29 protein-coding genes and 7 pseudogenes are annotated in these 26,712 nt (G+C 68.0%); 13 read left to right on the top strand and 23 right to left on the bottom strand.

Features of this window, described 5'->3' with window-relative positions:
- Positions 1 to 379, top strand: a pseudogene (locus IH26_RS61635) (site-specific integrase); the annotation flags it as partial.
- Here IH26_RS61635 and IH26_RS64785 read toward each other — a convergent pair.
- From IH26_RS64785 to IH26_RS62390, 4 genes and pseudogenes are all read right to left on the bottom strand, one after another.
- Positions 286 to 633, bottom strand: a pseudogene (locus tag IH26_RS64785) (hypothetical protein); the annotation flags it as partial. The pseudogenes IH26_RS61635 and IH26_RS64785 overlap by 94 nt on opposite strands.
- A gap of 88 nt (positions 634 to 721) precedes the next feature.
- Positions 722 to 2,176 (bottom strand): PepSY-associated TM helix domain-containing protein, encoded by a 1,455-nt coding sequence (locus tag IH26_RS0140010; protein WP_030441505.1) that lies wholly within the window; start codon positions 2,174 to 2,176, stop codon positions 722 to 724.
- 359 nt (positions 2,177 to 2,535) lie between these two features.
- Complete coding sequence (locus IH26_RS0140005; protein WP_211268846.1) at positions 2,536 to 3,333, bottom strand: NAD-dependent epimerase/dehydratase family protein; 798 nt, start codon at positions 3,331 to 3,333, stop codon at positions 2,536 to 2,538.
- Positions 3,334 to 3,414: 81 nt separating this feature from the next.
- A pseudogene (locus IH26_RS62390) lies at positions 3,415 to 3,633 on the bottom strand (MerR family transcriptional regulator); the annotation flags it as partial.
- Between the two features lie 262 nt (positions 3,634 to 3,895).
- On the opposite strand from IH26_RS62390, the pseudogene IH26_RS54575 reads away from it, so the two are divergent.
- Positions 3,896 to 4,319 (top strand): annotated as a pseudogene (locus tag IH26_RS54575) (Hsp20/alpha crystallin family protein).
- 280 nt (positions 4,320 to 4,599) lie between these two features.
- Here IH26_RS54575 and IH26_RS0139990 read toward each other — a convergent pair.
- The 7 genes from IH26_RS0139990 to IH26_RS0139960 form a co-directional block, all read right to left on the bottom strand.
- Complete coding sequence (locus IH26_RS0139990; RefSeq protein WP_245665901.1) at positions 4,600 to 5,862, bottom strand: PP2C family protein-serine/threonine phosphatase; 1,263 nt, start codon at positions 5,860 to 5,862, stop codon at positions 4,600 to 4,602.
- A gap of 90 nt (positions 5,863 to 5,952) precedes the next feature.
- Positions 5,953 to 6,534 carry an Asp23/Gls24 family envelope stress response protein gene (locus IH26_RS0139985; protein WP_030441502.1) on the bottom strand — a complete coding sequence of 194 codons (582 nt, stop codon included), beginning with the start codon at positions 6,532 to 6,534 and terminating at the stop codon, positions 5,953 to 5,955.
- Positions 6,534 to 7,133, bottom strand: coding sequence for a DUF6286 domain-containing protein (locus IH26_RS0139980; protein WP_030441501.1), 600 nt, complete (start codon positions 7,131 to 7,133; stop codon positions 6,534 to 6,536). Before IH26_RS0139980 ends, IH26_RS0139985 begins: the two co-directional genes overlap by 1 nt.
- Complete coding sequence (locus tag IH26_RS0139975) at positions 7,130 to 7,561, bottom strand: Asp23/Gls24 family envelope stress response protein (RefSeq protein WP_051809364.1); 432 nt, start codon at positions 7,559 to 7,561, stop codon at positions 7,130 to 7,132. Before IH26_RS0139975 ends, IH26_RS0139980 begins: the two co-directional genes overlap by 4 nt.
- Positions 7,554 to 7,733 (bottom strand): DUF2273 domain-containing protein, encoded by a 180-nt coding sequence (locus IH26_RS0139970; RefSeq protein WP_030441499.1) that lies wholly within the window; start codon positions 7,731 to 7,733, stop codon positions 7,554 to 7,556. Before IH26_RS0139970 ends, IH26_RS0139975 begins: the two co-directional genes overlap by 8 nt.
- Before the next feature lie 106 nt (positions 7,734 to 7,839).
- Positions 7,840 to 8,172, bottom strand: a complete 333-nt coding sequence (locus tag IH26_RS0139965) for a hypothetical protein (protein WP_211268845.1) — start codon at positions 8,170 to 8,172, stop codon at positions 7,840 to 7,842.
- Between the two features lie 116 nt (positions 8,173 to 8,288).
- On the bottom strand, positions 8,289 to 8,765 hold the full coding sequence (locus IH26_RS0139960) for an Asp23/Gls24 family envelope stress response protein (RefSeq protein ID WP_211268844.1): 477 nt from the start codon (positions 8,763 to 8,765) through the stop codon (positions 8,289 to 8,291).
- A gap of 249 nt (positions 8,766 to 9,014) precedes the next feature.
- Between IH26_RS0139960 and IH26_RS64780 the strand changes: the two are divergent.
- The 4 genes and pseudogenes from IH26_RS64780 to IH26_RS58815 form a co-directional block, all read left to right on the top strand.
- A pseudogene (locus IH26_RS64780) lies at positions 9,015 to 9,332 on the top strand (RNA polymerase sigma factor); the annotation flags it as partial.
- Positions 9,215 to 9,601, top strand: coding sequence for a sigma factor-like helix-turn-helix DNA-binding protein (locus tag IH26_RS64775; RefSeq protein WP_425394442.1), 387 nt, complete (start codon positions 9,215 to 9,217; stop codon positions 9,599 to 9,601). The pseudogene IH26_RS64780 and the gene IH26_RS64775, both read left to right, overlap by 118 nt.
- Positions 9,598 to 10,059, top strand: coding sequence for a hypothetical protein (locus tag IH26_RS0139945; RefSeq protein ID WP_157437614.1), 462 nt, complete (start codon positions 9,598 to 9,600; stop codon positions 10,057 to 10,059). The genes IH26_RS64775 and IH26_RS0139945 overlap by 4 nt, the downstream gene beginning before the upstream one ends.
- Positions 10,060 to 10,557: 498 nt before the next feature.
- Positions 10,558 to 10,808 (top strand): annotated as a pseudogene (locus tag IH26_RS58815) (transposase); the annotation flags it as partial.
- Between the two features lie 330 nt (positions 10,809 to 11,138).
- Here the strand turns inward: IH26_RS58815 and heR are convergent.
- Both heR and IH26_RS0139930 read right to left on the bottom strand, forming a co-directional pair.
- Complete coding sequence (gene heR, locus IH26_RS0139935) at positions 11,139 to 11,951, bottom strand: heliorhodopsin HeR (protein ID WP_030441494.1); 813 nt, start codon at positions 11,949 to 11,951, stop codon at positions 11,139 to 11,141.
- A gap of 289 nt (positions 11,952 to 12,240) precedes the next feature.
- Positions 12,241 to 13,101 carry a MerR family transcriptional regulator gene (locus tag IH26_RS0139930; RefSeq protein ID WP_030441493.1) on the bottom strand — a complete coding sequence of 287 codons (861 nt, stop codon included), beginning with the start codon at positions 13,099 to 13,101 and terminating at the stop codon, positions 12,241 to 12,243.
- A 92-nt stretch (positions 13,102 to 13,193) separates the two neighbouring features.
- On the opposite strand from IH26_RS0139930, the gene IH26_RS0139925 reads away from it, so the two are divergent.
- Together IH26_RS0139925 and IH26_RS0139920 are read left to right on the top strand one after the other, a co-directional pair.
- Complete coding sequence (locus tag IH26_RS0139925) at positions 13,194 to 13,445, top strand: DUF378 domain-containing protein (protein ID WP_030441492.1); 252 nt, start codon at positions 13,194 to 13,196, stop codon at positions 13,443 to 13,445.
- A gap of 31 nt (positions 13,446 to 13,476) precedes the next feature.
- Positions 13,477 to 14,097, top strand: coding sequence for a fasciclin domain-containing protein (locus tag IH26_RS0139920; RefSeq protein ID WP_030441491.1), 621 nt, complete (start codon positions 13,477 to 13,479; stop codon positions 14,095 to 14,097).
- A 528-nt stretch (positions 14,098 to 14,625) separates the two neighbouring features.
- On the opposite strand, the gene IH26_RS0139915 is transcribed toward IH26_RS0139920, so the two are convergent.
- The 3 genes from IH26_RS0139915 to IH26_RS0139905 form a co-directional block, all read right to left on the bottom strand.
- A complete protein-coding gene (locus IH26_RS0139915; protein ID WP_211268843.1) occupies positions 14,626 to 15,342 on the bottom strand; it encodes a CPBP family intramembrane glutamic endopeptidase in 717 nt (238 codons plus the stop codon).
- Positions 15,339 to 16,259, bottom strand: a complete 921-nt coding sequence (locus IH26_RS0139910; RefSeq protein WP_030441489.1) for an NAD(P)H-binding protein — start codon at positions 16,257 to 16,259, stop codon at positions 15,339 to 15,341. The genes IH26_RS0139915 and IH26_RS0139910 overlap by 4 nt, the downstream gene beginning before the upstream one ends.
- 330 nt (positions 16,260 to 16,589) lie before the next feature.
- Positions 16,590 to 17,060 (bottom strand): hypothetical protein, encoded by a 471-nt coding sequence (locus tag IH26_RS0139905; protein ID WP_030441488.1) that lies wholly within the window; start codon positions 17,058 to 17,060, stop codon positions 16,590 to 16,592.
- Between the two features lie 404 nt (positions 17,061 to 17,464).
- Here IH26_RS0139905 and IH26_RS0139900 point away from each other — a divergent pair, with 404 nt between their 5' ends.
- The 3 genes from IH26_RS0139900 (at position 17,465) to IH26_RS60420 (ending at position 20,066) form a co-directional block, all read left to right on the top strand.
- Positions 17,465 to 18,103, top strand: a complete 639-nt coding sequence (locus IH26_RS0139900) for a DUF4360 domain-containing protein (RefSeq protein WP_030441487.1) — start codon at positions 17,465 to 17,467, stop codon at positions 18,101 to 18,103.
- A 165-nt stretch (positions 18,104 to 18,268) separates the two neighbouring features.
- The gene (locus IH26_RS58810; RefSeq protein ID WP_169789887.1) at positions 18,269 to 18,748 is read left to right on the top strand and encodes an STAS domain-containing protein; all 480 of its coding nucleotides are present in this window, start codon (positions 18,269 to 18,271) and stop codon (positions 18,746 to 18,748) included.
- A gap of 1,102 nt (positions 18,749 to 19,850) precedes the next feature.
- Entirely contained in the window at positions 19,851 to 20,066 is a 216-nt protein-coding gene (locus IH26_RS60420; protein ID WP_157437613.1) for a hypothetical protein, read from the top strand.
- Between the two features lie 132 nt (positions 20,067 to 20,198).
- Here IH26_RS60420 and IH26_RS54570 read toward each other — a convergent pair whose 3' ends face one another.
- Positions 20,199 to 21,944 carry a PAS domain-containing sensor histidine kinase gene (locus tag IH26_RS54570; RefSeq protein ID WP_084599490.1) on the bottom strand — a complete coding sequence of 582 codons (1,746 nt, stop codon included), beginning with the start codon at positions 21,942 to 21,944 and terminating at the stop codon, positions 20,199 to 20,201.
- 311 nt (positions 21,945 to 22,255) lie between these two features.
- Here IH26_RS54570 and IH26_RS61630 point away from each other — a divergent pair, with 311 nt between their 5' ends.
- Together IH26_RS61630 and IH26_RS64770 are read left to right on the top strand one after the other, a co-directional pair.
- Positions 22,256 to 22,429, top strand: coding sequence for a hypothetical protein (locus tag IH26_RS61630; RefSeq protein WP_169789886.1), 174 nt, complete (start codon positions 22,256 to 22,258; stop codon positions 22,427 to 22,429).
- Between the two features lie 583 nt (positions 22,430 to 23,012).
- Positions 23,013 to 23,387 (top strand): annotated as a pseudogene (locus tag IH26_RS64770) (hypothetical protein); the annotation flags it as partial.
- Positions 23,388 to 23,395: 8 nt separating this feature from the next.
- Here the strand turns inward: IH26_RS64770 and IH26_RS60410 are convergent.
- From IH26_RS60410 to IH26_RS63485, 6 genes are all read right to left on the bottom strand, one after another.
- Positions 23,396 to 23,587 (bottom strand): hypothetical protein, encoded by a 192-nt coding sequence (locus tag IH26_RS60410; RefSeq protein ID WP_030441483.1) that lies wholly within the window; start codon positions 23,585 to 23,587, stop codon positions 23,396 to 23,398.
- Complete coding sequence (locus IH26_RS0139860; protein WP_030441482.1) at positions 23,587 to 24,066, bottom strand: SRPBCC family protein; 480 nt, start codon at positions 24,064 to 24,066, stop codon at positions 23,587 to 23,589. The genes IH26_RS60410 and IH26_RS0139860 overlap by 1 nt, the downstream gene beginning before the upstream one ends.
- Positions 24,063 to 24,386, bottom strand: coding sequence for an ArsR/SmtB family transcription factor (locus IH26_RS0139855; RefSeq protein ID WP_030441481.1), 324 nt, complete (start codon positions 24,384 to 24,386; stop codon positions 24,063 to 24,065). Before IH26_RS0139855 ends, IH26_RS0139860 begins: the two co-directional genes overlap by 4 nt.
- A gap of 285 nt (positions 24,387 to 24,671) precedes the next feature.
- Entirely contained in the window at positions 24,672 to 25,661 is a 990-nt protein-coding gene (locus tag IH26_RS0139850) for an anti-sigma factor RsbA family regulatory protein (protein WP_034216961.1), read from the bottom strand.
- A 207-nt stretch (positions 25,662 to 25,868) separates the two neighbouring features.
- Entirely contained in the window at positions 25,869 to 26,177 is a 309-nt protein-coding gene (locus IH26_RS64765) for an MEDS domain-containing protein (RefSeq protein WP_425394441.1), read from the bottom strand.
- Entirely contained in the window at positions 26,170 to 26,448 is a 279-nt protein-coding gene (locus tag IH26_RS63485; protein ID WP_245665899.1) for a hypothetical protein, read from the bottom strand. The genes IH26_RS64765 and IH26_RS63485 overlap by 8 nt, the downstream gene beginning before the upstream one ends.
- Positions 26,449 to 26,712 lie beyond the last annotated feature (264 nt).

Genomic DNA, 26,712 nt, shown 5'->3' with positions numbered 1-26,712 from the left:
GCCCACGCTGATGCAGTACCTGCAACGGCACTCCCTGCAACGTCGCGTCCCCGGCGACGGGCAGTTGCTGCGGTACGCGAACGGACGACCAGTCACCCGCCGCCGCTATGACTACCTGTGGGAACGGCTTGGGAAGATTCTGCCCTGGGTGGCCACCCAGCAGGTGTCCGCGCACTGGCTGCGCCACACCACGCTTACCTGGGTGGAACGCGTCTTCGGCTACGGTGTCGCTCTCGCCTACGCAGGACATGCCGAAACGCCCAACGACGCTGGCACCACCGCCCGCTACGTCAAAGCCACCCTCGAAGAAGTCGCCACAGCACTCGCCGCCCTCACCGGCGAACCACACCCCCTCGCCCTACCCCGCGAGGACACGTAACAGGCGGCAGGTCCTGAAGCAGGTCGTACGGGTGGCGAGGTTTCGCCTCGCCGCCCCCAACAGCGGCGCCCGGCAGCCATCCGCCGGGACCAGCCCACGCCAACGGAGATCGGCGCCGCGTTCCAGGTGCCGAACCGGGGCTGGAGCCGCGCGCCGAGCCAGGCGGCGCGGACGAGCAACAGGATCGAGGCAGCGACCATCGGCAGGCGGAAGCTGCTGCGCTGCTGGATGGTGTTCTCGTGGCCGAGGGGCGGCGGGTTGGCGGGCTACTTGATGACGTCTCGCAACAGATAAGGGTTCGCAGCGGGAGGCGGTGCCGTCCTGGGACGGCACCACCGAGCGTTAGCTGCCAGCCGGGGCGGGGGAGACCGGCGTGCTGGCGGTTCGGTCTCGGCGGCTGCGGAAGGCGCCGAGAATGAGATCGGCGATGAGGAACGCGGCTAACGGGATGCCGAACAGCGGCACGAACCATCCCAGGGCGAACACCAGCGGGACGCCGACGACGATGCCCCAGGTGGGCAGTTGCTGCCAGGCGCCGTGGCCGACCGGTGGTGCGCCGACCAGGGCTTTGCGGTCGGCGCGGGTGGGGCGGCGTTGCCACCACATCCGGTAGCCCCAGATGATCACGCAGATCAGGCCGAGGGCGAGGGCGGCCAGCAGCAGCTGGTTGACGAGGCCGAACAGGGTGCCCATGTGGGCGTTGATGCCCCAGCGGGTGAGTTTGGCGAACAGCGGCCAGTCGGCGAAGTTGATCCGCTCGGTGATCTTGCCGGCGGTGGCGTCGACGGCGACGCTGTCGCGGCCGACCGGCCACAGGTCGCGGGACTGGGTGACGGTCCAGGCGGTGGCGGTGTCGCCGGGGACGGCGATCGCGACCGGGCCGTCGATTCCGTCGGCGCGGGCGATCTTCAATACGCCGTCGATAGCCGCCGGATCGACGGTGCCGGCGGCCGCGGTCGTACCGCCCATGCCGTGGTGTCCGCCGGAGGCCGTGGGGTCGGCAGCGCTGCCCAGGTCGGTAGACACGTACGGTGTGCTGCCTTTGAACTTGTCCAGGGCTTCGCTGAAGTTGCCGCCGGCGTAGCGGGACCAGGTCAAGCCGGTCGCGGACAGGATCAGCAGGCCGAGCGTGAGCCACACCCCGGTTGCGGCGTGCCAGCTGCGAGTACGCCGCACGCCTCTCTTCGCGGACAGTTCGGGGGTGAGCATTTTCCGGGCCGAGCGCTGGCGCCGCCACCAGAGGGCCAGGCCGCCGAGGGCGAGGACGGCGAGCCAGCTGGCCGCGAACTCGGAGTAGTACCTGCCGGTCGCGCCGAGATGCAGGTTGCGGTGCAGGTCGTCGAACCAGGTCTTGAGCGGTGTGGTAGCCCACCAGGTGGTCAGATGCCCGGTGACCGCGCCGGTGTACGGGTTCACGTAGACGGTGCGAAAGTGCTCGTCGTCCAGCGACGCCGAGGTGAAGTCGATCTGCGTGGTGGTGTCGTCCGTGCCCGGCCGGACCGCGACGAGGTCCCCGTCGGGGTACGTGGCCCGCGCCGCGGTGATCTGCTCGGCGAGCGACTTGGTCGCGCCGCCCGGGTGGTCGACGACCAGCACGTCACCGTAGTAGGCACGTTCGATCTGCGGCATGAACGCGTACAGCATGCCGGTCATTGCCGCGACCAGCAGAAACGGCGCGACGAAGATGCCAGCGTAGAAGTGCAGCCGCACCAGCAGCGGCCCGAAGCTGCGCACCGGCGTCGTGCGTTGCCGAGGAGCCGGGGTGACGGTGACGGGCCGTGGGGCGGTCGTCGACATGGTTACCTCAAGGGGTGGGGTGGGGGCCGTGACGGCGTTCACTCGCGATGTTTGTCGCCGCCCATCTCCATCGGGTTCCCGGGAATTTCTCAGGAACTTTTCGCCGTGTTCCGGCGACAACTGGGACGTCATCCTGCAATACGAGAGGTTTCTGTCATGAATTACTCGCTGCCCCAAGCGTGTCGGCATCGTGTCCGCCGCGGCCGCCGCCGTGCTGCTTACCCTGGCCGGGCCGGCGTCGGCGCACGTGACGGTCAACCCGAACGCGGCCACCAAGGGCGGCTACACCAAGGTGCTGTTCAGGCGGCATGTTCGTATTCGTGGAGGATGCCGCCGAGGCGGTCCATGCCGGTGGATGTTCAGGTGGGTGAGCCGGTCCGCGTTGGTGATCGGTTCGGGTAGCGGGGCGAGTGGCCGGGCGTTGGTGATGCCCTGATGCGGTCGGTGTTGTTGTAGAAGATCTCGTACTCGCGGTGGTCGTCGACGACGTTGTACGCCTTACCGGGCCGGCCATGATCGATCGCCGCGACGACGGCCGCGGCCGCGTTGGCCAGGTGGGTCCACGGCGAGACGCGGCCGTGGTCGTCGAACGTGGGCAGTTGCCGCCTGCCCAGCATGCGCACCATCGTCTCAGTGCCGCCCGGACGGTAGAAAAGCCCGAATCGCAAAGAGATCGCCTCCAGCCCCGACACCTGTGCCAGGCGCTCCTTCTCCCGCATACCCTCCAGGTGCCGGTTGATGCTCGGGTCGTCCACAGGCGTCGCGAACTCGTCCTCCTCGGTCAGAACGCGGTCGCCGAAGTCACGGTAGCCGTAGCCGATGGCGATGTTCTCGCCGATGAAGCGGCGTACGCCGGCGAGCTTGGCCGCCTCGATCAGGTTCGCGGTCCCGGCGATCCGCAGGTCGTCAGTGCCGAACATGTCCTTGTGCGTCATCGGCGGTTTGCGCAGCGCGGTCGCGGCGTGCACCACGACGTCCGCCTCGATCCCCTCGAACGCCCGCATCAGTCCGGTTCGGTCGAGCAGGTCGGCGCGGATCTCATTGCCCTCGCTGCGGCCCAAACCGAGCACGGTGTGTCCCGTGCCGGTTAGCGCCTCGCGGATGTGCCGGCCGAAGACGCCAGTGGCCCCGGCCACGATCACTGTCTGGTTCCTCATCTGCGTCATGTCCATGGAACAAGGCAGCCCGCCGATCCGTGACATGCCTGTGTGTGACCGTGGCCACTTCCCGCGTCTGGCTTACCGGCCGGGTCCGGTGGACGTGGCGCTGACCGGGCCGCGGAGGCTTTCGAGTTCGCTGCGCAGGCCCGCCACCTCAACCTCGAGCGCCAGGATCCGGCGGACGCCGGTCAGGTTGATTCCTTCGGCGGCCAATTCAGCCGCGCGGCGTACCGGCGTGACATCACGAGGGCTGTACAGGCGCATACCTCCGGCAGTACGCGCCGGATGCAGCAGTCCGGCCCGCTCATAGCCGCTGCGTCTGCGCCCCGAGGCCGGTCATCTCCGCAACCACCGAGATCGGATACATGCCTTCCGCCTGCCGATCGGCGAGAGCGGAAGAGCCCTCGGCCGCAGCCGAACACTCCGCGAACCCCGGACTTGACATTGCCATGCCTTCGTTGTACCGATAGAGACAAGTTGAGTCAACGGCACTCAATTACCGGGCGAACCCCGGGAACTGGAGACCCTTTGGTGAAGGAGCACCGAGGAGGAGATGACCATGCTGATGCGTACCGACCCGTTCCGCGACATCGACCGCGTGTTCGAGCAGCTGACCGGCACGGCGAGCCGGCCGGCGGATGCACGTCGACGCCGAGCGCGACGGTGACTGGTTCAACGTGTATTTCGACCTGCCCGGGGTCGACCCCGATTCGATAGAGCTGACCGTCGAGCGCAACGTGCTGCAGGTCAAGGCCCAGCGGCAGCGCCGGGTCAAGGACGGTGTGGAGACCGTGATCTCCGAGCGGCCGATGGGCGTGTTCAGCCGGCAGCTGTTCCTGGCCGACACCCTCGACACCGACAAGCTCGAGGCCGGCTACGACAACGGCGTCCTGGAGCTGCGGATCCCCGTCTCCGAGGCGGCCAAGCCACGCAAGATCAGCATCGGGTCCAGCAACTCGGGCCGCAAGCAGATCAAAGGCTGACGCACACGTCGCAGACACCACGTCGCCTGAATGATCTTCGGGTTCCCTGCAAGGACACGAAGAACGGACGGTGGCCGTAGCACGATTGTGGACTACCTGCGCTGGTTGGTGTTACCCGACACGCTGTCGGCCGGGCCGGGAGACGCGGCGGTCGCGGTGTACGTGCAGACGACGAAGATCGACGGCGCCAGGGCAAACCGCGATCATCGCGCAGCGTTTGAAACTGCTGCCGTGTCGGACACGGGCCTAGAAAGGTTGAGGAGCGCCGCGCGTCGTGTTTCTATCCGTCGTGGGGTGTGCTGGCCCGGTCGGGGTCGGCGCCGCCGCTGGTGTGGCGGGTGTCGCCGTGGCCGCCGTGCCAATCGACCACCAGCAGGCAGGCGTCGTCGGGGAGCGCGGGTCCAGCGACGTCGAGAACGAGGTCGCCGAGGACGCGGACGAGTTCCCTGGGGTGCAGCCCGCTGAGGTGTTGCAGTCGCGACAGCAGGTCGAGAGCGGCGGCCGCCCGTTCCAGCATTCCGTCGGTGAGCAGTACAAGACGGTCACCGGGCCGCAGCTCGACCTGGGTGGCCCGGTAGGTCTTCTCGCGCAACACGCCGAAGGGTCGGTTGACTGGCAACGCTACGGGAAGCGCGGCTCCGTTACGCACCAGCAGCGGCACGGGGTGGCCGGCGTTGACGACAGCGAGAACCCCGGTACGTAGATCAAGCCGGCCGATGAGCCCGGTGACGAAGGCGGACTTTTCTTGGGGGTTGTCGATGAGCGCCTGGTTCGCGGCCTGTGCCTGCTCCAGCAGGGTCCCGCCGCGGCGCCGAGCGTTACGCAGACCACTGACGCAGAGGGTCGCGGTGAGCGCACTGTGCACGCCATGGCCCACGGCGTCGGTGATGCTCAGATGCAGCAGGTCACGGGCGAGGCTGTAGTCGAACGTGTCTCCGCCGATGCTGGCTGCCGGTTCGAGCCACGCCGCCAGAGTGAACGAGTCGGCTTCACAGGTGAACGACGCAGGTAGCAAGCGCCGCTGTATTTCGGCAGCCAGGGTGAACGGCGTCGTTCGTTGGCCCCATTCGAACAGGTCGGTGTGCCGGCGGTTGGCGATCACCACGAATGCCAGTGTGTGCCCGGCCCGGGACACCCTCTGCACGATCGCGGGGGTCGGTGCCGTAGGCAGAGCGAGTTCCAGAAGTCCGATCGCTTCCCCGCGCTGGGTGACCGGCGCTCGCACCACGAAGTGGTCACCCGTCTGCTCGACCAGCACCTGCTGTGCACGCAGCGCCTGCTCCTGCGGTCCGCCGTCAAACGGCAGCACAATCGCGATGTCCTCGTCCTGCCGGCGCGCGCCAGGCACGTCACCGATCGGCACGTGCACAAGACGTACGAGGGCACGACCGCTCATGTCCGCCACAAGAAACGACACCCACAACGCGTCGAGGCTCAACCCGATCGTGCGTGTCACCGCCTCAACGGCCTCCACCGGGGCGGCCTTCTCCACCGCGAGCAGCACCGCATTAAGATCCACACTGCTCATCCCGCTTTCAGCCACGCGACGGAGCATAGACACCGCTGTACACAGTGCTGACGGGCAGACCAGCACATGCTGCGACGCGCGGGCCGGTAGGTAGACGGCCGGGTTCTAGCGAACGCGTGGTTGGGTACGCGGGCGACGGGCGACGGACAGGTGGATCCGGGCGCGGGCGTCGTCGCGCCCGAGGACGGACTGCAGCTGCGTGGCGACGGCGTCGGCGCTAGTGATGACATCCGTGAGGTCGGCCCGCGGGTCGACGGTGGCGGTGAGGGCGATGACGAGCTCACCGCGATCTCGGATGACCTTGCTGCGTGCCGAGCGGATTCCCGGGCTCTCGGCGAGAACCTCGGCTGCGGTGCTTGCCACGCCCGCGGGGTCGACGAGTAGCCGTCCGGGTTTGCCGGAACCAGGCAGCACGAGCATGCCGACGCCGCGGCGTGGTAGGTGTGCGAGCAGCCACCAGAGACCGAGTAGGGCGGCGAGTGTACCGGCGCCGCCTGCGGCCCACGGCCACCACGGCGTGGCGAGCAGGTGGCCGGCGGCGGCGGTGGACAGTTTCTTCGGGACTGCCGGCCAGAGGTCGCGTATGCCGCCGTTGTACCAGTCGGCGGCGGCGACACCGACCATGACCATGATCAGCCCGAGCAGGACAGCGGCGACCCGGTCGAGGCCGAGCACGAAGCGGCGCATCAGTTGCCTTCCCGGTGTCGCAGGTGTGAGCGGACTCGGATTTTGACCTTCACCGGGTCGGCGAGAGCGGCCAGCCGTTGGGCGACCGCGTCGTGGACCTGGTCGGCGATACCGGCAGTGTCCGATTCGACGGTGACGGTGACCGTACGGCGGCCGGCGACGGAGCCGGCGGACAGCACGCCGTCGACATCGTCAGCGGCCGCGGAGGCCAGCCGGGCGATGTCACTGGTGCGCAGGTGCACCCCGGTCGCAGAGGCGACTGCGAGGGTCTTCCGGGACCGGGGTCGAAGCGCGGTGACGATCAGCCAAACACCGATCAGGGCGACCGCGACACCGGCGGGGATCATCCACCATTGCGCGGTGAGCCCGTTGATGTCGTCGACGAAAGCGGCCAGCCACGAACGGCCTGGAGTGTTGTCGGCCTCGGCGACGGCGTCGTGCAGCAGGACCACGCCGACGGCGACCAGCAGGGTCGCGAGGACCGGGCCGACGACACCGATGCGGCCGGCGCCGGTCGGCTGCCGCGCGGCGGGCATCGCCGGCCGGGCAGGTGCCGGCTGCACGGATGCGGTGTCGACGGTCGGCGGTGATGTGGTCATTGGACTCTCCTGCGCGGTGGGGCCGCCACCCGGATGATCTTGGCGATGGTTACGTCGACGGCGTCGACGCGTAGCCCGGCAAGCCGCTGTAGCTGTTCGGTGACCGCGGCGCGGACCTGGGCGCCGAGGTGCGCCGCGGGGATCGGCCACCGGCCGACGATCTCCACGTCGGCGCGGACGCGGCCGCCGGCCACATCGCAGTCCACGCGGGGATAGCCGCGGCCCAGCGCCGCACCGATCGTGCTGGTGCTCTGCGCGGCGGGAATGACCCCGGGCACCTGCAGGGCCGCGGCTTCGGCGATGCGCTGTACCGCGCGGTCCTTCATGATCAGGATGCCGCGCTCGCCCGGGTCCCGGCCGTCAGCGTCGCCGGCACGCTGGACCTGCACCCCTGAGGCGCCGTCCAGGACGGCGGGACGGTCAGCCACGGTTGCGACCGGGGACCAGGCCGGCGAGGTTGATCCGGCCTTCCAGGTGCGCGCCGACGACATAGCCGGCGGCGGCGAACAGGATCGCGAGCAGGAACCAGCCGAACCCGGCGGTCGCGGCGATCAGGGCGAGCAACAACCCCGCGAACAGGCCTGTGGTGGAAGAGGACATGAGCACTCCTGATCAGAGGATCGGCGAGAACGAACGGAGGATGCGGTCGGAGGTTGTCGACGGTCTCGGACTGTGCCGACACCGTCGATCACCGACCACGACGAGATCAGGCCGCGGCGATGTCTTCGACGTAGACGTGCACCGGTGTAGCGACCAAGGTCGCCACCGCGGCATGGATGAGCTGTGCGGTTTCCCTCACCGGCACGCGTCCGCCTACCACGACGTGCACCTCGACAGAGTTGTCGCCCAGCTTGACCCCGGTCACCCGCCGACCCGGAAGGTAGGTGGCGACCTCGCCGAAACGACCCGCGTGCAGCCGCACCACGTCCGGCACCGCGAGGACCAGACCGGCGATTTCGTCGACCGTCGTCGGGACCGGTTCGATGACTGTCCCGGGCCACACTGGCACTTCCTGCACCGCAACCTCGACCGGCACCACCGCGACGACGATGTCGCTGCCGAGAACTGCCTGCGGAACGGGTTCGGGCCGCCCGGTGTCCGGATCGACGTCGTCGCGCGGGTCCGGCGGTGGCGAGTCACCGGGCAGAAGCGCGCTCACTGCACCCGCGGCGTACGGTCGGATTCATCGTCCTGATCGTCCTCGGGCAGGTGGATGTCGGCGACCGAGATGTTGACCTCGGTAACCTCCAGGCCCGTCATCCGCTCGATCGAGGTAATCACGTTGCGGCGCACGCCAGAGGCCAGGTCAGCGATCGCGACGCCGTACTCGGCGATCATGTCGATGTCCACGGCGGCCTGCGTCTCACCGACCTCGACCGACACACCCTGAGAGTGGTTCACTCGACCGCCCGGAATCCGCTCCCGCACCGCGCCCAGCGCCCGCGACGCTCCACTGCCGAGCGAGTAGACACCGGAGACGTCCTTCGCGGCGATCCCGGCGATCTTGCTGACCACAGTGTCGGCGATCGAGGTGGTGCCCTGTGTGCTCTGCAGACCCTGCTCCCGGGTGGCTACGCCACCCGTCCGGTCGGTGGCCTTCGCGGTCTTGATGGTCGTCATCGGCTCAGTCATGAAACTCTCCCTCGAGAACGGCGCCGACCACGGAAGCGGTCAGGCTGACCACCACCGGCGACATTCAGCCTTGGCGATGCGTCACACACCGTTAGAGAGCTGGAACGCGGAAACCTCACGACCGACATGCAGTGATGTGGGTCACATCACTGCATTCTGTGTGCGTCGCTCCGTACGGGGCATTCCGGTGGTATCGGTGCCCTCGCTACGGGCAGCCGAGCGAGGGGGTAGCCGTTGTCGAGACCACCGATGTACCAGACCGCGCCGCCCTCCGCCGCGTCCGAGCAGCCTTCCGACCAGGCCCTGGCCCGCCTGGCCGGACTGGGCGACCGGGAAGCCTTCGCCGCCATCGTGACCCGCTACGGACCGGCGCTCTACCGCTTCACTTTTCGAATAGTCGACAGCCCGCCAAATGTCGAGGACGCCCTGCAAGAGACATTCCTGGACGCCTGGAAAGGCATCGCCGGCTTCCGCGGCGACTCCTCGCTGCAGACCTGGCTGTTCACCCTCGCCCGCCGCAGAGCGTACGCCCACTACAAGCGTCTGCGGACCTCCGGCAGCCACCCGAACGTCAACATCGACGACGTCACCGACCGGCTGCCCTCCCGCAACGCCGACCCGCCGGACTGCAGGTCGAGCACGATCTCCTCGCGGCACTGGACGCCGCTCTGCGGAGGCTGCCGCCACGGCAGCGATCCGTCTGGATCCTCAAAGAAGTCGAGGACTTCACCTACGCTCAGATCGCAACCGTCATGGCCACCACCCCGGACGCGGTCCGCGGACTACTCGAACGTGCCCGCACCGGCCTCGCGATCACCCTGAAGGAGTGGCGGTGACCATCGACCAAAGCGGCGACGACGTGCTCCTGCAAGCCACCCAACTGCTGCGCCAGCACACCGACGCCGGCTGGACCGCCATCAGCGCCGACATCCTGCACCGCGCCCTACGAGCATTCCGACCCTCCGACCCGGTTCGCGGCCGCCACGACCTCGGTGACTTCTTCGTCGCCAGCGACGTCGTCGTCGCCCTGCTCCGGCAAGCCGTCGATGCTTTCGCCCACGCCGCGGCCGCCCGCATCACCTGCAGCACCAACGAACACCAGGAACTCGACGCGGTCACTATCCAGATCATCGCCGCCTACGGTACCCACCTGCTCACCCTCGCCGAACAAGTTCACACCGCCACAACCCGAACCCTCACCGACATCCTCGGCGACCTCGCACCATCGGCCGCCGCCATCCACACCCACGTTCACATCGGCGACATCACCGACGACCTACGTGACGCCCGCTAGCTGGGTTCGCTGTACATCACCCACTCGGGCCCGGAGCGTCGGCCCACGAGTCGATGAGGCCAAGTGGCTCGCCGGGATCGAGTTCGTGCGGGACTTCGCGGACATCGGCGACGGTCTCGGCAGCGACAACGCGGATCACGAGGTCCCGGCGGCTGTCGGCTGCAGCGCCAAGGCTCGGTGTTCGCCGCGGTCGAAGCCGCGGCGATGTAGCCGTTGCCGGCCCGGCCGTTCACCCTGGCGACGTGGTCGACGGCGATGGTCGGCCCGGACATCCACGTGAAGGTCGGTAAGACGATCGACTCCGACTCGCGGGCTCGGGGTATCAGGGCGATCGCGGATCGATACTGGCAGCGCCAGGCTGGTGCTCGACGCTCCGGCTCGGCCTCGCCGCTGAGCGGCCGGGTTTCGGAGGTGGTGGTGCCGGCTGGGCGCCGGACGGGGCGGGTGGCGCCGGGGGCGTGGGCGGTTCGTCGAAGCCGGCGCCGATCAGCTGCCCGGCTGCTGCGCGAGCATCTGGAATCGGCGAGCCCTGATCTGCTGCGGGCGATGGTGAAAACCTTCGCCGACCTGCTGATCTCGGCCGAGGCCGACGCCCTGTGCGGCGCCGAGTACGGCAAGCGCAGCCTGGAGCGGACCAACTCGCGTAACGGCTACCGGGCTCGGGAGTGGGACACCCGGGCCGGCACGGTCGAGCTGGCCATCCCGAAACTCCGCACCGCAGCTACTTCCCTGACTGGTTGTTGCAGCGTACGCCGTTGACCGATCCGAGAGAGTGCGGCGGGCGAGGAAGTCCACTGCGAACGGTGACATAGATTGGGCCGGCTGCGTTTGCGCATCGCTGTCCCTGGTCGGGCAGTCGACGCCGATCCGCCCCAGTGCTGCGGCTTCGTCTCCGCCGAACAGGGGCATTGACGATCCGAGCGAGTGCATCGGGATTTGGATCGTCGGGTGCGCGCATTGCGTGATAATGCCACGCTGCCCGGTCCGGCTGGAGCGCTTCGGGTGCGCGGGTGGAGACGGTGTCGTCCGCTGGCTGCTGCGGGGCCTGTCTCGTGGCCAACCGAATTGTGGAACGTGGGTCAGTTCGCCAGCGTGCCGGCGAACACCTGCCAGGCCAACAGGGACTTGGCGACGAGGCTGAGCGTGATGTACGCGCGCTCGCCGACGAGGTAGTCGGACCAGCGGCCGACGCGCCGGTACTGCAGCCACTGGTTGAGGGCAAAGATGTTGAACAGGATGAACAGAGAGACGAAGATGCCGTAGACGAATCCGGGGGGCGTGGCCGGGCTGGGCGACCCGGGGGCGAAGAGGTAGATCGTGATAGCCACCCAGGGCACGATCCCGGCGACACAGCCGAACGTGAATGGCAGCCAACCACCGCTTCCCGGCTCCTCGTAGCGTTCCTGCAACCAGCCGAACAGGATCATCGACACGTTGGTACCGAAGATCGCCAGTAGGGCGGCGATGTCGCTGATGCCGACGATCTGCGCGATCAGGACGATCATGATGGAAGCCGAGATCGAGTACTCGGCCCAGCGGAAGATGTTGCGGTGCCGGCGCAGCCCAGCGACGTAGCGCGGGAAGAACGTGGGTGAAGCGACGACGAGATGGGCCAGGGCCGACAACGCCAGAAACGCCGCGACACCCCACCCGACGCGTATCTCGAAGAGGGTGGTCGGCTGGATCGGGGGTGTGCCCGGGGGTCCCTGCAGGTAGGAGGCGGTGACTGGCAACGTGAAGTCGTTGGACAGTGCCAGGACGGCGATGGCCTGGAGGGCGTGGAAGCCCGCGGCTGCCAGGTTGTAGCGACGAAGGCCGCGGAACTGTCGGTCGCTGGTAGCGGTGGTGGCTTCGATCGAGGTTTCGTTGGGCGTCTCGTGAATCCCGGACATGTCGGCTCCTTAATGCGTTGCCGGACTCTGCGGCGCGCCCGACATCACGACTCTAGACATAGCTTCGACAAGCCGTCCAGATTCTGTCCAAGACTTCGGACGAGCGGCACCAGCGGCGGGTGGCGGGTCATGTTCCCGGGCGCCGATGGACCGATGGCCACTCTTGCCGAGGCGTCCGCAGTCCCGGCGCGCTCCGGAGGAGCGCGGCATCTCCCACCAGGGTTCCGCGGAGGCAACAAGTGGCGGCGGACATACCCGCTGGCCCCCGTGGCCGGGCACCAGCGCCCGGTTAGCGCGCCTTGACGTTTTGCGCGGCGGTGACCGGATCTCCGGTGAGCAGCCGTGCGCCGACCGTGTCGGCGAGTTCGGTGGTCGCGCCCGGGCCGGCGAGGGCGAGCGGCGCGGTGCCGGCCAATCGGGTCAGCTGTGCGGTGAGCGGGGCGAGGCGTTGCGGCTGGGTCGCGGATACCACGACGAGGTCGGGATGGGTCGTCCCGGCGAGCCGGACAAGGTCGTCGATCGGGGTATTGGCGCCGAGGTAGTCGATCCGCCAGCCGTGGCGGTTGAGGACCACGCCGAACGCGAGCAGCGGGATGTCGTGCTGCTCGTCGGGCGCGCAGGCGAGCACCGCGCGGGGGCCCTGGCCGTGTCCCCAGCCGCGCCCCAGACCGGCGAGCCGGCCCCGGATCACGTTGCTGGCGAAGTGTTCCTGCGCGACGCTCGCCGCCCCACTTCTCCAGCGCTCGCCCAGTTCGTGCAGGTACGGCAGGAGGACGTCGCGTAGGACGCTCTCCACCGTCAGCGTGCCGAACAATCGGTCGAGCGCGGCCTGCGCGGCCGGCTCGTCGTACCCATCCAGCGCGCGAGCCAGCGTCGTCGCCTCCGCCGCGAGCCCGACCAGCACAGCCGGTGCGGAGGCTTCCTCGTTGATCGCGGCCCGGGCCGCCTCGGCCGCCGAGAGACCGTCGGAGAGCAATGCCTGCATGCGGCGGATCCGCTGCAGATCGGCTTCGGAGTACAGCCGGAAGCCACCAGCCGAACGGACCGGCTGTAGCAGCCCGTACCGCCGCTCCCAAGCGCGCAGCACGTGCTCGCTGACGCCCAGCCGGCGGCTGAGCTCACCGATCCGGAGCAGAGGCGGCTCGATCATGCCAACACTATACGGCCCTTAGACGCACTCTTGACAAGCGATCCGGCACCGACCTACAGTCTAGACAAAACCTAGACGGAGGTAAGACAGAGATGAAGAAGCTGGATGTACTCGCCGCGGTGCTCGTGATCGTCGGCGCGCTCAACTGGGGACTGGTCGCGATCGCGAACTTCGACCTCGTCGCGGCCGTCTTCGGGCTCGACTTCGGGCAGACCAACGCGGTGACCCGGATCGTCTACGGCCTCGTCGGGCTGTCGGCGGTCTATCTGGTCACGCAGGTGCGCGCCCTGCCTCAGCGCTGGGCGGTCCGGTCGCCCGTCACCGCGCCTGCCCTGGTCCACTGACCGATCCATCCGATCTGGAAGGACGCACGCCATGCCGTCTCCCCCCGCCAATCGTGGCCTCGCCATCGCCGCCGTGACCGCCCTCGTTGCGCTCGCCGGGTGCAGCTCCGCCGGCTCCGACACGACCAGCGCCGGCGCGAACACCGCACCGGCCGGCGCCGCACCCTCGGCCGCGCCGGCGCTGGCCGGCCCGTTCGGCCCGGCCTGCGCCGGCCTGCCGACAGCCGGCCCGGGCAGCCCGGCCGAGCTGGCCAAACTGCCGGTAGCCAGCGCCGCCGCGCAGACCCCGGCCCTGTCCACTCTGGTCACCGCCGTGACCAAGGCGGGCCTGGTGGACACCCTGAACAAGGCCCAGAACATCTCCGTCTTCGCGCCTGTCAATGACGCATTCGCGAAGGTCCCGCAAGCCACCCTCAACCAGCTGCTGGCCGACCAGCCGGCGCTGACGAACATCCTTAAGTACCACGTCGTCGGGCAGCGCCCGACCGACCTCGACTCGGCCGGCCTGACCACCTTGCAGGGCGGCGAAATCAAGACAGCGAAGTCCAGCGGGACCTATACCGCCAACGGCGCCACCATCCTCTGCGGCAACATCCAGACCGCCAACGCGACCGTGTACCTCATCGACACGGTACTGATGCCGACGACCTGACCCCCCGCTACGAGGCACTGGCCGGCAGGCACCCCGCCCGCCGGCCAGGCGCCTGCGAGCATCGGCGGGCGATGAGACGCGCCAGCGCGGTAGGGCCGGCCAAGACGACGGCAACCTCGACGCCGACGGAGCGCCCGCCGTCTTGCTGCCCGCCACAGACCACCCGCTGTGGAGGCCTGTCAGCTACCAGGTCATCGTCGCCGTAAGCGGCAAGACATGCGCGGCCACCTGCACGTGCCGCACAACGAGACTGGGCCGATCGACGTGGCCGACGTGCCCGCCCCGACCTGGGCGAGTCGTAACTCGTGGCCGCCGCCGAGCCGTGTTGAGCGCGTACTTCTCGTCCAGGGGGTCGTGCGCCCACCTGATCATCCGTACCGGAGAGGATCGCCGTGACCGCGACGCTCCAGCGATTCGCCGTCCCGCCCGGTGGTCGCCGCCGGGGACGCGACACCCGGCGGCCGCACACCGCCGGCTCTCGGCGGCCGCACACCGCCGGCTCTGCTGGCGGATCAGGCCAGTCCGCCGTTACTGGCGGATCAGCGCGGGTAACGCGAAAACCATCGTCGTCGACCAGGTCACGTGGGTGAGGATCGGCGCGAGGATGCCACCGGACGCGCGCCGTTGCAGAGCCAGCACCACGCCGAGCAGGACGGCGGCGAAGACCAACATGGGATTGCCGGTGGCGACGGTCGCCGCGGCGTAGATCACGGTGGAGACCGGTACGGCATGCCGCCGCCCGATCGCCGCGAACAGCGCACCGCGGAAGAAGACCTCCTCGGCCACGCCGTTGAGCACCGTGACCGCCACGATCGGCACGATCGCGCCGTACCGGGCATGCGCCAGTACGCTGTTGACGAGCTCACGCAACGCCGGCAACTCGCGGACGACGAACGAGCCGGCCACGAAGACGGCGCCCAGCACGAGACCGGTGAGAATCGGCGTGACGACCGGACGCCGCAATCGGCCCCGGAACGGGATCCGCCCCAGGTGCAGCGGCCCGGACAACAACGCACCGGCGACCCAGGTGAACGCGACCAGCACGGTCAGCAGGTAGAAGACGCCGTCGCCGGGGCGTACCGACAGGGAGACCCCGAGCAGGACAGCGCCGGCCACCAGCGTGATCGCGACGACGATGCGCCGCCGGCGGAAGGCCTGGTCGCTCTGGTCGTGGTCGCGCTCCACCCGATCGATCAGCGATGGGCCCACAGCCCGGCGGGCGCGATCCAGCCACGCCGGCGTCACCGCGCCTCCCGTACCCGGTCCTGTCCCGCGGCCCGCTCCCGGTCGGCCAGAGCGAGCCGCACCGCGTCGTCGTAGCCCAGAGGCGCTCCGGGCACGAGCCGGGTGATGGCGTCGTCGCGCACGACGACCTCGGTGGTCATCGAGTCGACCAGGTTGCGGGCGGTCGCCAGGTCGACGTCGGTGACGAACTTCAGCCACACCGACGACAACCGCGGCGTCAGCAGCGGCACCGTCAGATTCGGCAGCCGGCCACCACGGATCCTGGCCACCCGCTGCAGCATGTCGATGTAGCGCAGCACCTCCGGCCCGCCGATCTCGTACGTGCGGCCGCGGGCCTCGGCCGGCTCGAGCACTCCGGTCAGGTACCGGACCGCGTCCGGTAGGGCGATCGGCTGGGTGCGGGTCCGTACCCAGCGGGGGGTCACCATCGCGGGCAGCCGCTCGGCGAGCTGTCTGGTCATCTCCCACGAGATGCCACCATGGCCGATGACCACCGCGGCGCGCAGCACGGTCACCGGCACCGGCCCCGACTTCAGAATCCTCTCGACCTCGCGGCGGGAACGCAGATGCGCCGACAACTCCCCGTCGTTCGCGCCGAGACCGCCGAGATAGATGATCCGTCCGACTCCCGCCGCGGCCGCCGCCTCGGCGAAGTTCCGGGCGGCAGCGGCGTCACGCCGCTCGAAGTCGTCCGCCGCCAGCGAATGGACCAGATAGTAGGCCACGTTCACGCCGGCGAACGCCGCCGTCAGACTGCCGGGATCCGACACGTCCGCCTCCGTCGGTTCGCCCTCGCCGTGGTAGTCCCGAGGGTGCCGGGTCATGGCGCGCACCCGGTAACCCTCCCCGGCCAGCCGTGCCGCAACATGCGAGCCGATGAAGCCGGACGCGCCGCTCACCAGAACTGTCTTGGTCACCCGCTCGTTGTACCCTCATCCGCGCTCGGATCCCGCATTCGATCGATCCTGTTTGAGGGGTGCAGCTCATTGGCCGATGACCACCGACAACGGCACGACAGCCGTCTTGTGGCGCCTGCTACGCGTGCGGTCGACCTGCCTGCGCAACGCACCAACCGGACGGTCAGGCCCCGAGCCCGGTAACGGTGGACGAATTACACGGACGGCGGTGACCGCCCATGGTGAGCGGCTGGCGTCCCTGTTCTCCGTTGTAGGCAGCCGGGCTGTGCACGGTGGGGGGGGTCACGCCAGAGCCAGGCGTGACCCCCCAACGTCGTGCAGCTAATTCGGCTAGCCGATCAGGGTGCCCGCGCTCAGCGGGAACACCACCACGTTGCCGGAGTTGTTCTGGTGGTCACCATCCCAGCCACCGTGATCGCGGTGCCAGCCACCGTGGTCCCAGCCGCCGTTGAAGTCACCGCCGTGCCAGTTGTTGTACCAGCCGTCATACCAGTTGTCGTCGTCCCAGTTGCCGTTCCAGTCGTCGGTGGAGACTTCCAGGACCCAGGCGCCGCGGTTGAACCCGAACCGCACGCGCGGGCAGTCGTAGTCGTCCCAGCGGCCGTGGTACTCGCCGAGCCGGCCGACACGCTCGCAGCCGATCCGGGTGCGGAAGTAGCCGACAACATCACTGTTGTCGTCGTTCCAATCGGCGCGGGTGTGCATCGACGCGCCGTGCGCGGTCGGCTGGACTGCGGCGGTGGCCGCCTGAGCGGGCCCGACACCGATCGCCAAGGCGGCGCCGAGACCGAGACCGCTCATAGCGAGCAAGCGGGTAATGCGATTCATGTTTCCTCCGATGAACAGCGTCAGTTCTGTCGGTGACATGACGCTGTGGCTGATCCGACCACAGCCCGGTAGTCGGGGCAGGAATTCCCCATTCCTTCCGCCGTTCGGATGACCCAAGAAATGCAATCGTCAATTGACCTCGACCCCGTCGGGAATTGGTCGTCCCAATGCGGTGATCGGCCGAACGGTCAGCCGTCGTATCGGTTGAACGGCCAGAACATCCCGGTTTGTCACCCGACCGAGATCATCTACGCCAGCATCCCTATAGCTCACTCAAAGCCGCAAAAGGTACGTTACGGACGGTGCAGCGGTCCCAATCTCTTTTCCGCTCGCCGGCACTGACACCAAGCGACCGTTGATGGGAAGGAATACCCAGCATGTTTAAGGCACTGGCCACCGGAGCTACCCTGCTCGCCTCGCTCGCCACCACCGGTACGGCCGCGCACGCCGCACCCTCGCCGATCGTCCCGGGCGAGGACATGGCCATCACCGTGGCCGCCGCGAACGGCACCGGCTGCCCCTGGGGCAGCGCCGACGTCACCGTGTCGCCGGACAACAAGGCATTCACGGTCACCTACAGTCAGTTCACCGCTCAGACCGGCCCCGAGGCGAAAGCTACCGACTTCCGCAAGAACTGCCAGCTCGCCCTGAACGTGCACGTCCCGCAGGGCTTCACGTTCGCCATCGCCGGCGCGGACTACCGCGGCTACGCCCACCTCGCGCGGGGCGCCTCGGGCTCGGAGCGTGCGAACTACTACTTCCAAGGCGAAGCCCAGTCGACTCGCATCAGTCATGACTTCACCGGGCCGGCTGACACCGATTGGCAGCGCACCGACAGCGTCGGCGTCAGCTCGTTGTCGTTCCTGCCCTGCGGCGAGGACCGCTACCTGAACGTCAACACCGAACTGCGGGTCAACCGTGGCTGGTCGAGCCGCAACGCCACCAGCTTCCTGACGATGGACTCCACCGACGGGCGCATCGACACCGTCTACCACGTCGCCTGGAGGAAGTGCTGACCCGACAATTCGGCCGCCGGTCCGGGCCTACATGATGCCCGGACCGGCGTTACCAGACCATCACTGCACCAACCGGAAAGCGGGCGCGTCCCCCGGTACGGCATTGTGCGGACGTGAGAGTCAGGGAGGACGATGACCATGCGCCTACACGTCATGGTCCTGCCCGTGACCGTCGACCGCACGGCACGGCACGGCACGGCACGGCACGGCACGGCACGGCACGGCACGGCACGGATCATAGTGAGCGGCGAACTGGACATCGCCACCATCGCAGGGTTACAGGCCGAACTCGACGCGCTGCTGACCCACCACCCGGTCTCCGTCGAAGTGGACCTGTCCGCGGTCACCTTTTTCTCTTGCGCTGCAGCACAAACCTTACGCCACGCTACCTACGCGCCCCCGGCTCACTCATCGTCACCGGCGCCAGCCAGCCGGCTCGGCGGCTGCTGGAGATTATGCAATTACAACCGCTACTCGCCGCCAAAATCACCCACGCAGTGGCTTGATCAACGCGCCGTTGCCCGTGGCAGTGCGAGCAAATTCGACGGCGCCGCCCGTATTCTCCCCTTCCCGCCGCGCAGGGAACGAAGAGCGGGACTGTCAACTTTTGGCTCTGTCGCACTTTCGGTGGTGACGGGATCGTGATGTCAGCCGAGGAGGATGAGGCGGCAGAGAAGCGTCAAGCCGGCTCGCGTGTCGCGTCAATGTCGCGGCCCCGCCAGCCCTTCCGCCGTCGTAACGATGCATATCACTCGGATCGCGTGAGAACAGTGCCCGATCGGGTATGTCATAGGGCGCGTTGATTGACGGTCAGCCGCGCTCCTCTATCCTTCGCCATGACCGAAACACCTATGACGCGTCGCGAAAGACGTGCCATCGCCGCTCGATGGCGCCGAGTGTCTTTCAAAACTCGCCGTGAGGTGCTGCGGCTCTCCAAGCGAGGTGAGCGGCACCCCGATGACACCGTTGATGCCGCCGCAGTGGCATTCTCTCGCATGGTCCTGGAAAGCCGCCCTCGTCGTTCATCCACACCACGGCCTTCCAGGCCGTCATGATCCTCGCGCTGTTGGCTATAGCTTTGCTATGGGACGACACATTTCCTCGATGGACTGGAGGTCTTGGCGGCGGCGCTTGCCTCTTTCTCGTAATTTGCAACTGGGATCTCAAGCGCGATGCCAGGAGGATTCTCGCCGTCCCACGCGACAACGCTGAACTTTGAAAGCGTCGACAAGCTTGCAGTCGAGATTTCCGCCGCACGCTCTCACCGGCCGAAGTTCTCGTCCGGCGCACGTTCCCGACCGGCATGTGTCCTACCGACCGTCACGGCGTGCTGGACACCGCGCACGCACGGTCCCGAAAGGATGACCACAAGTGGTCATCCTTGTGATAGTTGTGAGCCTCGTGAGTGGGTGGCGAAAGGGTTGCCACCGTAGAGTCCAGCCGTGATTAGCTCTTCATTTCGTCGCACCGCCGGACTCGGCGTCATAGGAGCGCTGGTGCTCTGCGCATGGAACGGACGCGCCGGTCTGCTCTCGCCGCTCCTAGGCTGCTCCGCCCGCGATGACCGGTTAGCGGTGACGCTGGCCGGCCTTCCGATCATGTCGGCGCATCCCGACACCGCGACACCGCAGGACCGATCCTCGGGCGGCGGAGACGACGGCTTCGCCTACGCCGGCCGCCAATACCAGACCCAACTCGACCGCGAACGCATCATGTCGTTCTACCGTGCCGCCGCCACGGCCGACGGATGGCAAGCGGACTGGGAAACCCGCCCCCGGTACCGTCGGCCGGACTGGTCATCTCTGCTGCCGCTGGCTGCTTCCACAAGCAGATCGACGGCACCCCGGCGTATCTGAGCGTGTGGTTCACGGGCGACCTCAACGTCCCGGGCGCGATCCAAGAGCCCAAGGACCTCTACGGCATCGAACTAGCCGGCTCTCATGACGGCGACGCCTCGTGCTGAACGTCGGCCTCGCCCTCGAGCACCGAGGTACAGTGGCATCTTCATCGATGCCTAACTGATCATGAACCAATGATCATCTTCGCTGTTGGCCGCACAACGTCGTCCGCGGTGCGGCAAAGATGACCCGTCGTTTTAGGTGCTTTCGGGTGTCGCGGCGTCTTCGCGGCGGCTTGGTTGCCGGGTCTGTTCTGTGTGTTTGTCGTCGGTGTGTCGGTCGAGCAGGTCGTCGAGGGTGCGTAGGAGTTCTCGCACGGCGATGGGTTTGGTCAGGTAGGCGGCGACGCCGGCGGCGTGAAGCCGGCCGATGTGGTGTTGGGTAGCGTCGGCGGACAGCACCACGACCGGTGTGTCGCGGGTGCCGGGTTCGGCACGCAGCAGGGTGAGTAGCTGTTCGCCGGGCATGTCGGGCAGGTGCAGGTCGAGCAGGACCAGGTCCGGGTGGTGTTCACGGGCCAGTTCTAACGCGACGCCGCCGAGCATGGCCGGGATGAGGGTGACCGATGGCCGGTGGGTGAGGATCTGGTCGACCAGCCGCACGTTTTCCACCATGTCCTCGACGTAGAGCACCCGTTTGGGGCTCGGGTAGCCGCGCAGGCCGAGCAGCTCGGTGTCTTCGGCCGTGGTCGGGTCGATGGTGGTCGGGTCGACGACGGGTAGGTCGAACCAGAAGGTGCTGCCCTTGCCGGGCAGGCTGGACACGTCCAGGGTGCCGCCCATGCTGTGTATCAGGTGACGGGACAGGGCGAGGCCCAGACCGGTGCCCTCGAAGCCGGCCTGGGCGGCGTCGAGGCGCTCGAACGGGGTGAACAGCTTGCCCAACGATTCCGGGGCGATGCCACGGCCGGTGTCGATCACCCGGACCCGCAGCCAGCGGTGCGGCCGGTGCTCGACGGTGACGGTCGCGGTGCCGGTGGGGTGGTTGTATTTGATCGCGTTGGACAGCAGGTTGATCAACACTTGGCGCAGGCGCTGCTGGTCGGCCGCGGCGCACAGGTCGTCGGGTAGCTGCGGTGCGGGCGTCAGCTGCACCCCGGCGGTGGTTGCCAGCGGGCGCACCAGGTCCAGCACGTCGACGATGAGCGCGCCGAGCGGGACCGGCTCCACCGACACGGCCAAGTTCCCGCCCTCGATGCGGGCGATGTCGAGCACGTCGTTGAGCAGGGCGAGCAGATGCCGCCCGGCTTTGAGGATCATGGCGGCCCAGTCGCTCTGTTCAGCGCCGAGCTCGCCCAGGGTGAGCAGTTCGCTGAAGCCGAGGATTGCGTTCAGTGGGGTGCGCAGCTCGTGGCTGACCCGCGACAGGAACTCGTTTTTCGCCTCGTTTGCCTGGCGCAGGGCCTGGTTGGTCTCGTGCAACTCCTGGGACCGGCGCAGGATCTCGGCCTGCATCTGCTCGGTCCGGCGGCGCAGCTCGGCGGTCTGTTGCTGCGCCTGGTCTCCCTGCTGTTGCAGCTGGACGTACTCGGTGACGTCCTCGACCTGGTGGATGATGTAGGCCACTCGCCCGTCCGGGCCGAGTACCGGGGTGTTGAAGGGGCTCCAGTACCGCTGCTCGAATCCGCCACCGGCCGAGGGCGGACGTTCGACGTCGTACTTCTGCACCGCCATCGTGTCCGGTTTGCGTCTGCGCAGCGCGCGCTGCAGCGAGGCGCGCAGGTTCGCGACGCCGGTCGCGGCCGGGTCGTCGGGGTTGTCCGGGAAGACCTCGAAGATGCCCCGGCCGAGGATCTCCTCGCGCACTGTCATTGTCGACCGCAGGTAGGCGTCGTTGACCGCCACGATCCGCAAATCAGGGTCCAGCACCAGGTATAGCCCGGGCGCTGACTCGAACAACGCCCGGAAGTCGACCTCAGGCCGCGTTGTGCCAGCGCCCGCCATGTCGACAGATTCCGGCAAACCGGACACCCCCGAAGGGTATCAGCAGCAGCGGGCCGCGATGACGCGAAACCGCTGCTCGGGAACCCGCCGGAGCCGAGAGCGAAACTCTCTGATTGGAAGAACGGACACCAGGTCGCCGATTCGGGCAACGGATTACTGAGGGCTCGTACTTCTCGTTCTCGACGTACTCCTCGGGACCCCCGGGCGGCGCCTCACGCAGCGACTACGTGGCGCTGCGCGCCGCGCGATAACGTCCACGACCGCCCGAACGGCAGCCGTGAGGCCGATTCACGTCAGGCGGTAGGCGCGCTGTGCCGGAGGCGATGACCGGGCACGCCGACGGCGGTGACACGTTCGGCGGTCACGGGGGAGGAGTGGTCCAGGAAGAGGTGGTCGTCGCCGAGCTGACAGGCCGCGGCAAGAGTGCCGCGGTTGATGGGGCCGAGCTCGTGCAGGTCGCGCAGGTCGACGACCGGCCGCCGTAGCGGGGGATCGTTGCGATGACCGCAGCCCAGGTCACCAGCAGCGACCGCGGAATCCAGCTCACTTTGGGCACACGACCGTTGGAGATCCCAGAACCCCTCGGCTCGCTCCTGCTCGATGTGGCCCGCACCCGCGCGGGCCGCGCAGTTGCCAGCAACACGTGCCGACAACCCTTGGCTTTCCCAGGCGGCCATCTCGGCCGGCCGATCACTGTCGACGGCGGCTGAAAACTGACCCTCTCTGGACCCACCCGTCGAAAAGGGGTCAGTTTTCAGGCGTCCTTGACAATCACCGCTGTCACAGCGGTGAAGCCCTGCTGCAGCTGCGATGCGGACGGTTGTCTTCTGTCTGCTGGTCCGGTTGCTGGCGTCGTCGAAGCAGTACACGTGCGTGGTGCACCCCGCGTACCCGAAGATCGGCTCCAGCTAGTTCCGCGCCCGGTGAGCCTGCCAGCCTTGTCGTAGGTGTACTGCTGACCGGACAGGTCCGTCGAGTGGGTCGCCCACCGCACGTGTGCCTTCACGGTGACCTGCTCGTCGACGTCGATGCAGTTCCTCGCCGACGTACACCCCGCTCGCTGGTCGACTGCGTCGTCGCCGTCCCGGTCTCGTCGTAACCGGTGGTCACCGTTGGTGCGTCCGGCAACCCCTTGGTGATCATGCTGACGTCCGGGTCGTACCCGGCGGTGAACGTTCCCGCCTGCGAATCGACCACCTGCGACAGCAGCCCTCGATCGTTGTAGCTGAGCGTCTGCGTGCCGTTGAGTTCGTTGACGCTGGCGGTGGGCGACACCAGGTCGTACCCGATGGTCGTGGTGTTGTTGTTCAGCGTCGACGTATTGCGCGGGACGGCGCCGGTGGTCTGCCCGGCACACCGGCATTCCAGTTCGTCTACGTCGAGGACGTGGACACCACGGTGGCGCGGGCCGTCGAACGCGGCGTCTTGCAGCCGGCGCCGGAGGACCAGGTCTACGGTGACCAGGGCGGGTTCATCATCGACCCGTTCGGGCATGACTGGGTGGTCGCCTCCTGCGTCGAAGACGTCAGTTCGCTGTCGATCTTTGGGTGGATCGACTCGGAGGATCGGGTCGGGTCGGTGGGGTACGCGAACACGTCGTCGGCGGAGCGCTCGACTTGGATGGTGGTGGTGATCGCTGCCATCAGTTGTCACCGAATAGTGCGGCGTAGCGGTCGAGGTAGAGCGGCCAGCCCTGGTCGTGGCCGACGCCGTCGCGAACCGATTCCCAGCCGGGGCCGTGCCGGTCGAGGTGGCGATGTTCCAGCTCGATACGGGTGCGGTCCGGGGTCTCGGCGGTGAAGGTGACCTCGACCTCGCTGGTGAGGTCGAGATCGGATTCGACCTGCCAAGTGGGGCCGATGTCCCAGCTGAACACCACCCGGTTGGGCGGGTCATAGGCGAGGATGCGCGCCCACCGGCACTCGCTGCCGTCCGCGCCTCGGTCGACGATGTTCCCGCCGACCTTGGGCTCGAATACGGTCTCGGCGATCGGCACCTGCAGCAGATTGTGTTCCGGCGGCTTGAAATCGCCGAACCGGTCGGTGAACACGGTGAAAGCCTTGTCGATCGGCGCGTTGACGACGATCTCCCGCCGTACCACCGCAACGTCAGCCTGCGTCATGAACCCTCCTCGGTCTTGTCCTCAATAACGTTCTGATAGCCATCCAGTGCCCGGCGCCAGAATGTGTCGAGCTGGTCTTTCAAGGCGGCTACCCCGGCCGGGTTGAGGCGGTAGATCCGCCGGGTTCCCACGGCCTGAGCGGCGACCAGCCCGGCATCCTTGAGAACCCGCAGATGCTGTGACACCGCCTGCCGGCTGATCGGAAGCTCGTCGGCGAGGTCCCCGACCGCACGGGGCCGCTCGGCGAGGCACTGCACGATGGCGAACCGGCTGGGATCACCCAATGCTTCCCAGCCCTGATGTGCTTTGAAAGCCGCCACGAACGAAAGCTACGACTTACGCTTCAGGCCGTCAAGGGGTAACCCGCCCGACGGGCCAGGCGCCAAGATCGCCCAAACACATCCGAGGAGTCGCACGCAGGTTCGACACGATGCGCGCCGCCGTCTGCAACGGGCCCCGAGCCTCGAACGGATCTCGATCAAGGCCCAGCCGTCCCATAGAGGCACCGACCTGCGCACCTGCACCACCCGCGAAACCCGAGGCCAATCCACAGCCCCGTTGCTCGAGGTACGGGTCTCACCTCAGGATGCGGACGAATTGCGAGCTCACATCAACCTTGTCGCCGAGGCCGTATGGCGGCGACGGCCGTTGCCCTTGTCCGGGGCGGGCGCGGTCATGGTGAAACGTGCCCGGGTCGTGCCTTCCTGATGGCTGAGGGTCAGGGCGTCGCAGAGTTGGTTGGCGAGCCACAGTCCCCGGCCGCCGGGCAGGGTGTTCTCCGGCGGGCGGTAGCCTGCCAGGGGGTCGCCGGGGCCGTCGCCCTCGTCGGTGACCTCGCCGGTGACGGTCCGGCCGCTGATCCACAAGCGTAGTTCGCGGTGGCCCCGTCCGTGGCGGAGGCTGTTGGTGATCAGCTCGGTGGCGACCAACAGCAGGTCCTGGAGTCGCCCCGGGTCGCCCCAGCCCTGGGCGGCTAGGGCCTCGCGCAGGGCTTGACGGGTCGCCAGTCCGTCCATGGTGACCGGTATCTGCAGCACCGGCGCGTCTGTCGCGGCCGGTAGCGGCTCCGGAACCGTACGGAGGAAGTCCTCCGCGGGCAGGTATTGGTCACTGTCCCGCCGAACATCGTCGATCACCGTCGGATGGGTCCGGCGGGCATCGGTGAGCACGGTGGGAGGCAACGCGCGGGTGTCGTAAGGGCAGACGATCCATGCCGGAGCCCCGGCGAACACGTCGTTGAGCGCCGCCTCGTACCGACTCCAGGTGACGTGCCGGTCGGTGGGACCGAACCCGACCTCTCCGATCAGACGGAATTGCGTGTGGCCGTGCCGGCTTCCCTGCCGCAGGACTTCGCGCCAGCCGGCGATGGTCGTGGTCGGGCGGGAGTACCACTCGTCCCGGTCGATGAAGGACACCGCGGCGGCGTCCACCCCGAGCGCGTCCCTCAGCAGGGCGATGTTGTCGGCCGTGAGCGCGGCGGTCACCGCCTCCTCGCCCGTCAGACCTTCGCGGACGAACGGGACAAGGACGGCCAGGAACTCCTCGTCGCTGCCGTAGAACATCGCGTCGTGAGCGAGGGATGTGTGCGTTGACATGGTCACTCCATCACGATCGACGCGTCGAGGTCGTCGAAGCCGGCCGGCTGCCAGTAGCGGCGGAGAGCAGCGGAAGCGCTGCGGATCCTCGCCACACCGCGCACGCCCACCATCGTCCGGGCAGCGGCCAGCCGGAACGTCAGTCGCGACGGCGGCCAGCGCCTCTGCCAGTCAGACCGCGTACCGGCTGTCCAACTGTCCCGACAGTCAAATGCTGCCGTCGCGCTGTGCCTGCACGCACAAGCCTGGCTCAGCCTCGCGTGCCACCTCTCCGATACTGCGAGAGTGCACCGCGCGTAGCAGGCCGAGATCCAGCGGCGGCCAGTCTTGTGGGTCGTAGAGGCGCAGCGCGGTGAACGGCAGCCGCTTGGCGAGAAGGTCAGCGCCCCACTCGCAGCCTGGCCAGACCTCTCGGGCGACCTCGTGCCGGGCCAACCACGCGACGTCGGCGGCGACCCGAAACCCTTGGTATCGGTCGCCCCGCGCCTCCTGTACCGCGCTGGCGTACTCACACAGCCGTATTCGCGGTTCGAAGGCGCCACGCTGAGATACTCTCCGCTGCTGAGCCCAGCACCAGTTGACCGTTCGCGAGCAGGTGACCGACGGGCAGACCGGCAGCCGACAATTCGGTCGCAATGCTGTCGCATCGGCTGGCCGGTGCCCTGAGGAACGCCACCCGTTCTCCACGCAGCCGACGCTGGTTCCGGTCGACCGCGGACACCCCGCCGGCATGGTCGTGCAGGCCCAGCTTCTCGACCGCCGCTTCAGCCCGATCGACGCGCGACACCGCCCTCGCCTTCCTATCGACGGACGAGTGAAGGTAACCCTCGTACACCGTACAACTGCCTCTATCGAACGCCTCAGCGCCGATTGCGACAGGTCATCGACCGACGACAGGTTTCCTCCTCCCGACGTCGGGTCCGGCTTCCCGCGGGCGAAGGCCAGGAGTCGGCCCCCCGGCACGCTGCCATTCGCGGCTGCCCCGGCTTCCCCGCTGTCCATACGGACGGTCAGCCTGAAGTCGACAACTATCGGTAATTCTGGGTCGATA

Origin of the sequence: Actinoplanes subtropicus, assembly GCF_000721705.1 — a bacterium.
Lineage (GTDB): Bacteria > Actinomycetota > Actinomycetes > Mycobacteriales > Micromonosporaceae > Actinoplanes > Actinoplanes subtropicus.
Note: the sequence above shows the minus strand (reverse complement) of the source record. Positions and strands in the feature narration are given on the sequence as shown.

What these genes read in the sequence shown, in the direction of transcription:
- IH26_RS0140010 (WP_030441505.1), bottom strand. Translation starts at nt 2,176, where the DNA reads ATGTCGACGACCGCCCCACGGCCCGTCACCGTCACCCCGGCTCCTCGG.
- IH26_RS0140005 (WP_211268846.1), bottom strand. Translation starts at nt 3,333, where the DNA reads ATGAGGAACCAGACAGTGATCGTGGCCGGGGCCACTGGCGTCTTCGGC.
- IH26_RS0139985 (WP_030441502.1), bottom strand. Translation starts at nt 6,534, where the DNA reads ATGCGCCGCTTCGTGCTCGGCCTCGACCGGGTCGCCGCTGTCCTGCTC.
- IH26_RS0139980 (WP_030441501.1), bottom strand. Translation starts at nt 7,133, where the DNA reads ATGACCACATCACCGCCGACCGTCGACACCGCATCCGTGCAGCCGGCA.
- IH26_RS0139970 (WP_030441499.1), bottom strand. Translation starts at nt 7,733, where the DNA reads ATGTCCTCTTCCACCACAGGCCTGTTCGCGGGGTTGTTGCTCGCCCTG.
- IH26_RS0139960 (WP_211268844.1), bottom strand. Translation starts at nt 8,765, where the DNA reads ATGACTGAGCCGATGACGACCATCAAGACCGCGAAGGCCACCGACCGG.
- heR (WP_030441494.1), bottom strand. Translation starts at nt 11,951, where the DNA reads ATGTCCGGGATTCACGAGACGCCCAACGAAACCTCGATCGAAGCCACC.
- IH26_RS0139930 (WP_030441493.1), bottom strand. Translation starts at nt 13,101, where the DNA reads ATGATCGAGCCGCCTCTGCTCCGGATCGGTGAGCTCAGCCGCCGGCTG.
- IH26_RS0139925 (WP_030441492.1), top strand. Translation starts at nt 13,194, where the DNA reads ATGAAGAAGCTGGATGTACTCGCCGCGGTGCTCGTGATCGTCGGCGCG.
- IH26_RS0139920 (WP_030441491.1), top strand. Translation starts at nt 13,477, where the DNA reads ATGCCGTCTCCCCCCGCCAATCGTGGCCTCGCCATCGCCGCCGTGACC.
- IH26_RS0139905 (WP_030441488.1), bottom strand. Translation starts at nt 17,060, where the DNA reads ATGAGCGGTCTCGGTCTCGGCGCCGCCTTGGCGATCGGTGTCGGGCCC.
- IH26_RS0139900 (WP_030441487.1), top strand. Translation starts at nt 17,465, where the DNA reads ATGTTTAAGGCACTGGCCACCGGAGCTACCCTGCTCGCCTCGCTCGCC.
- IH26_RS60420 (WP_157437613.1), top strand. Translation starts at nt 19,851, where the DNA reads ATGGCAAGCGGACTGGGAAACCCGCCCCCGGTACCGTCGGCCGGACTG.
- IH26_RS54570 (WP_084599490.1), bottom strand. Translation starts at nt 21,944, where the DNA reads ATGGCGGGCGCTGGCACAACGCGGCCTGAGGTCGACTTCCGGGCGTTG.
- IH26_RS60410 (WP_030441483.1), bottom strand. Translation starts at nt 23,587, where the DNA reads ATGGCAGCGATCACCACCACCATCCAAGTCGAGCGCTCCGCCGACGAC.
- IH26_RS0139860 (WP_030441482.1), bottom strand. Translation starts at nt 24,066, where the DNA reads ATGACGCAGGCTGACGTTGCGGTGGTACGGCGGGAGATCGTCGTCAAC.
- IH26_RS0139850 (WP_034216961.1), bottom strand. Translation starts at nt 25,661, where the DNA reads ATGTCAACGCACACATCCCTCGCTCACGACGCGATGTTCTACGGCAGC.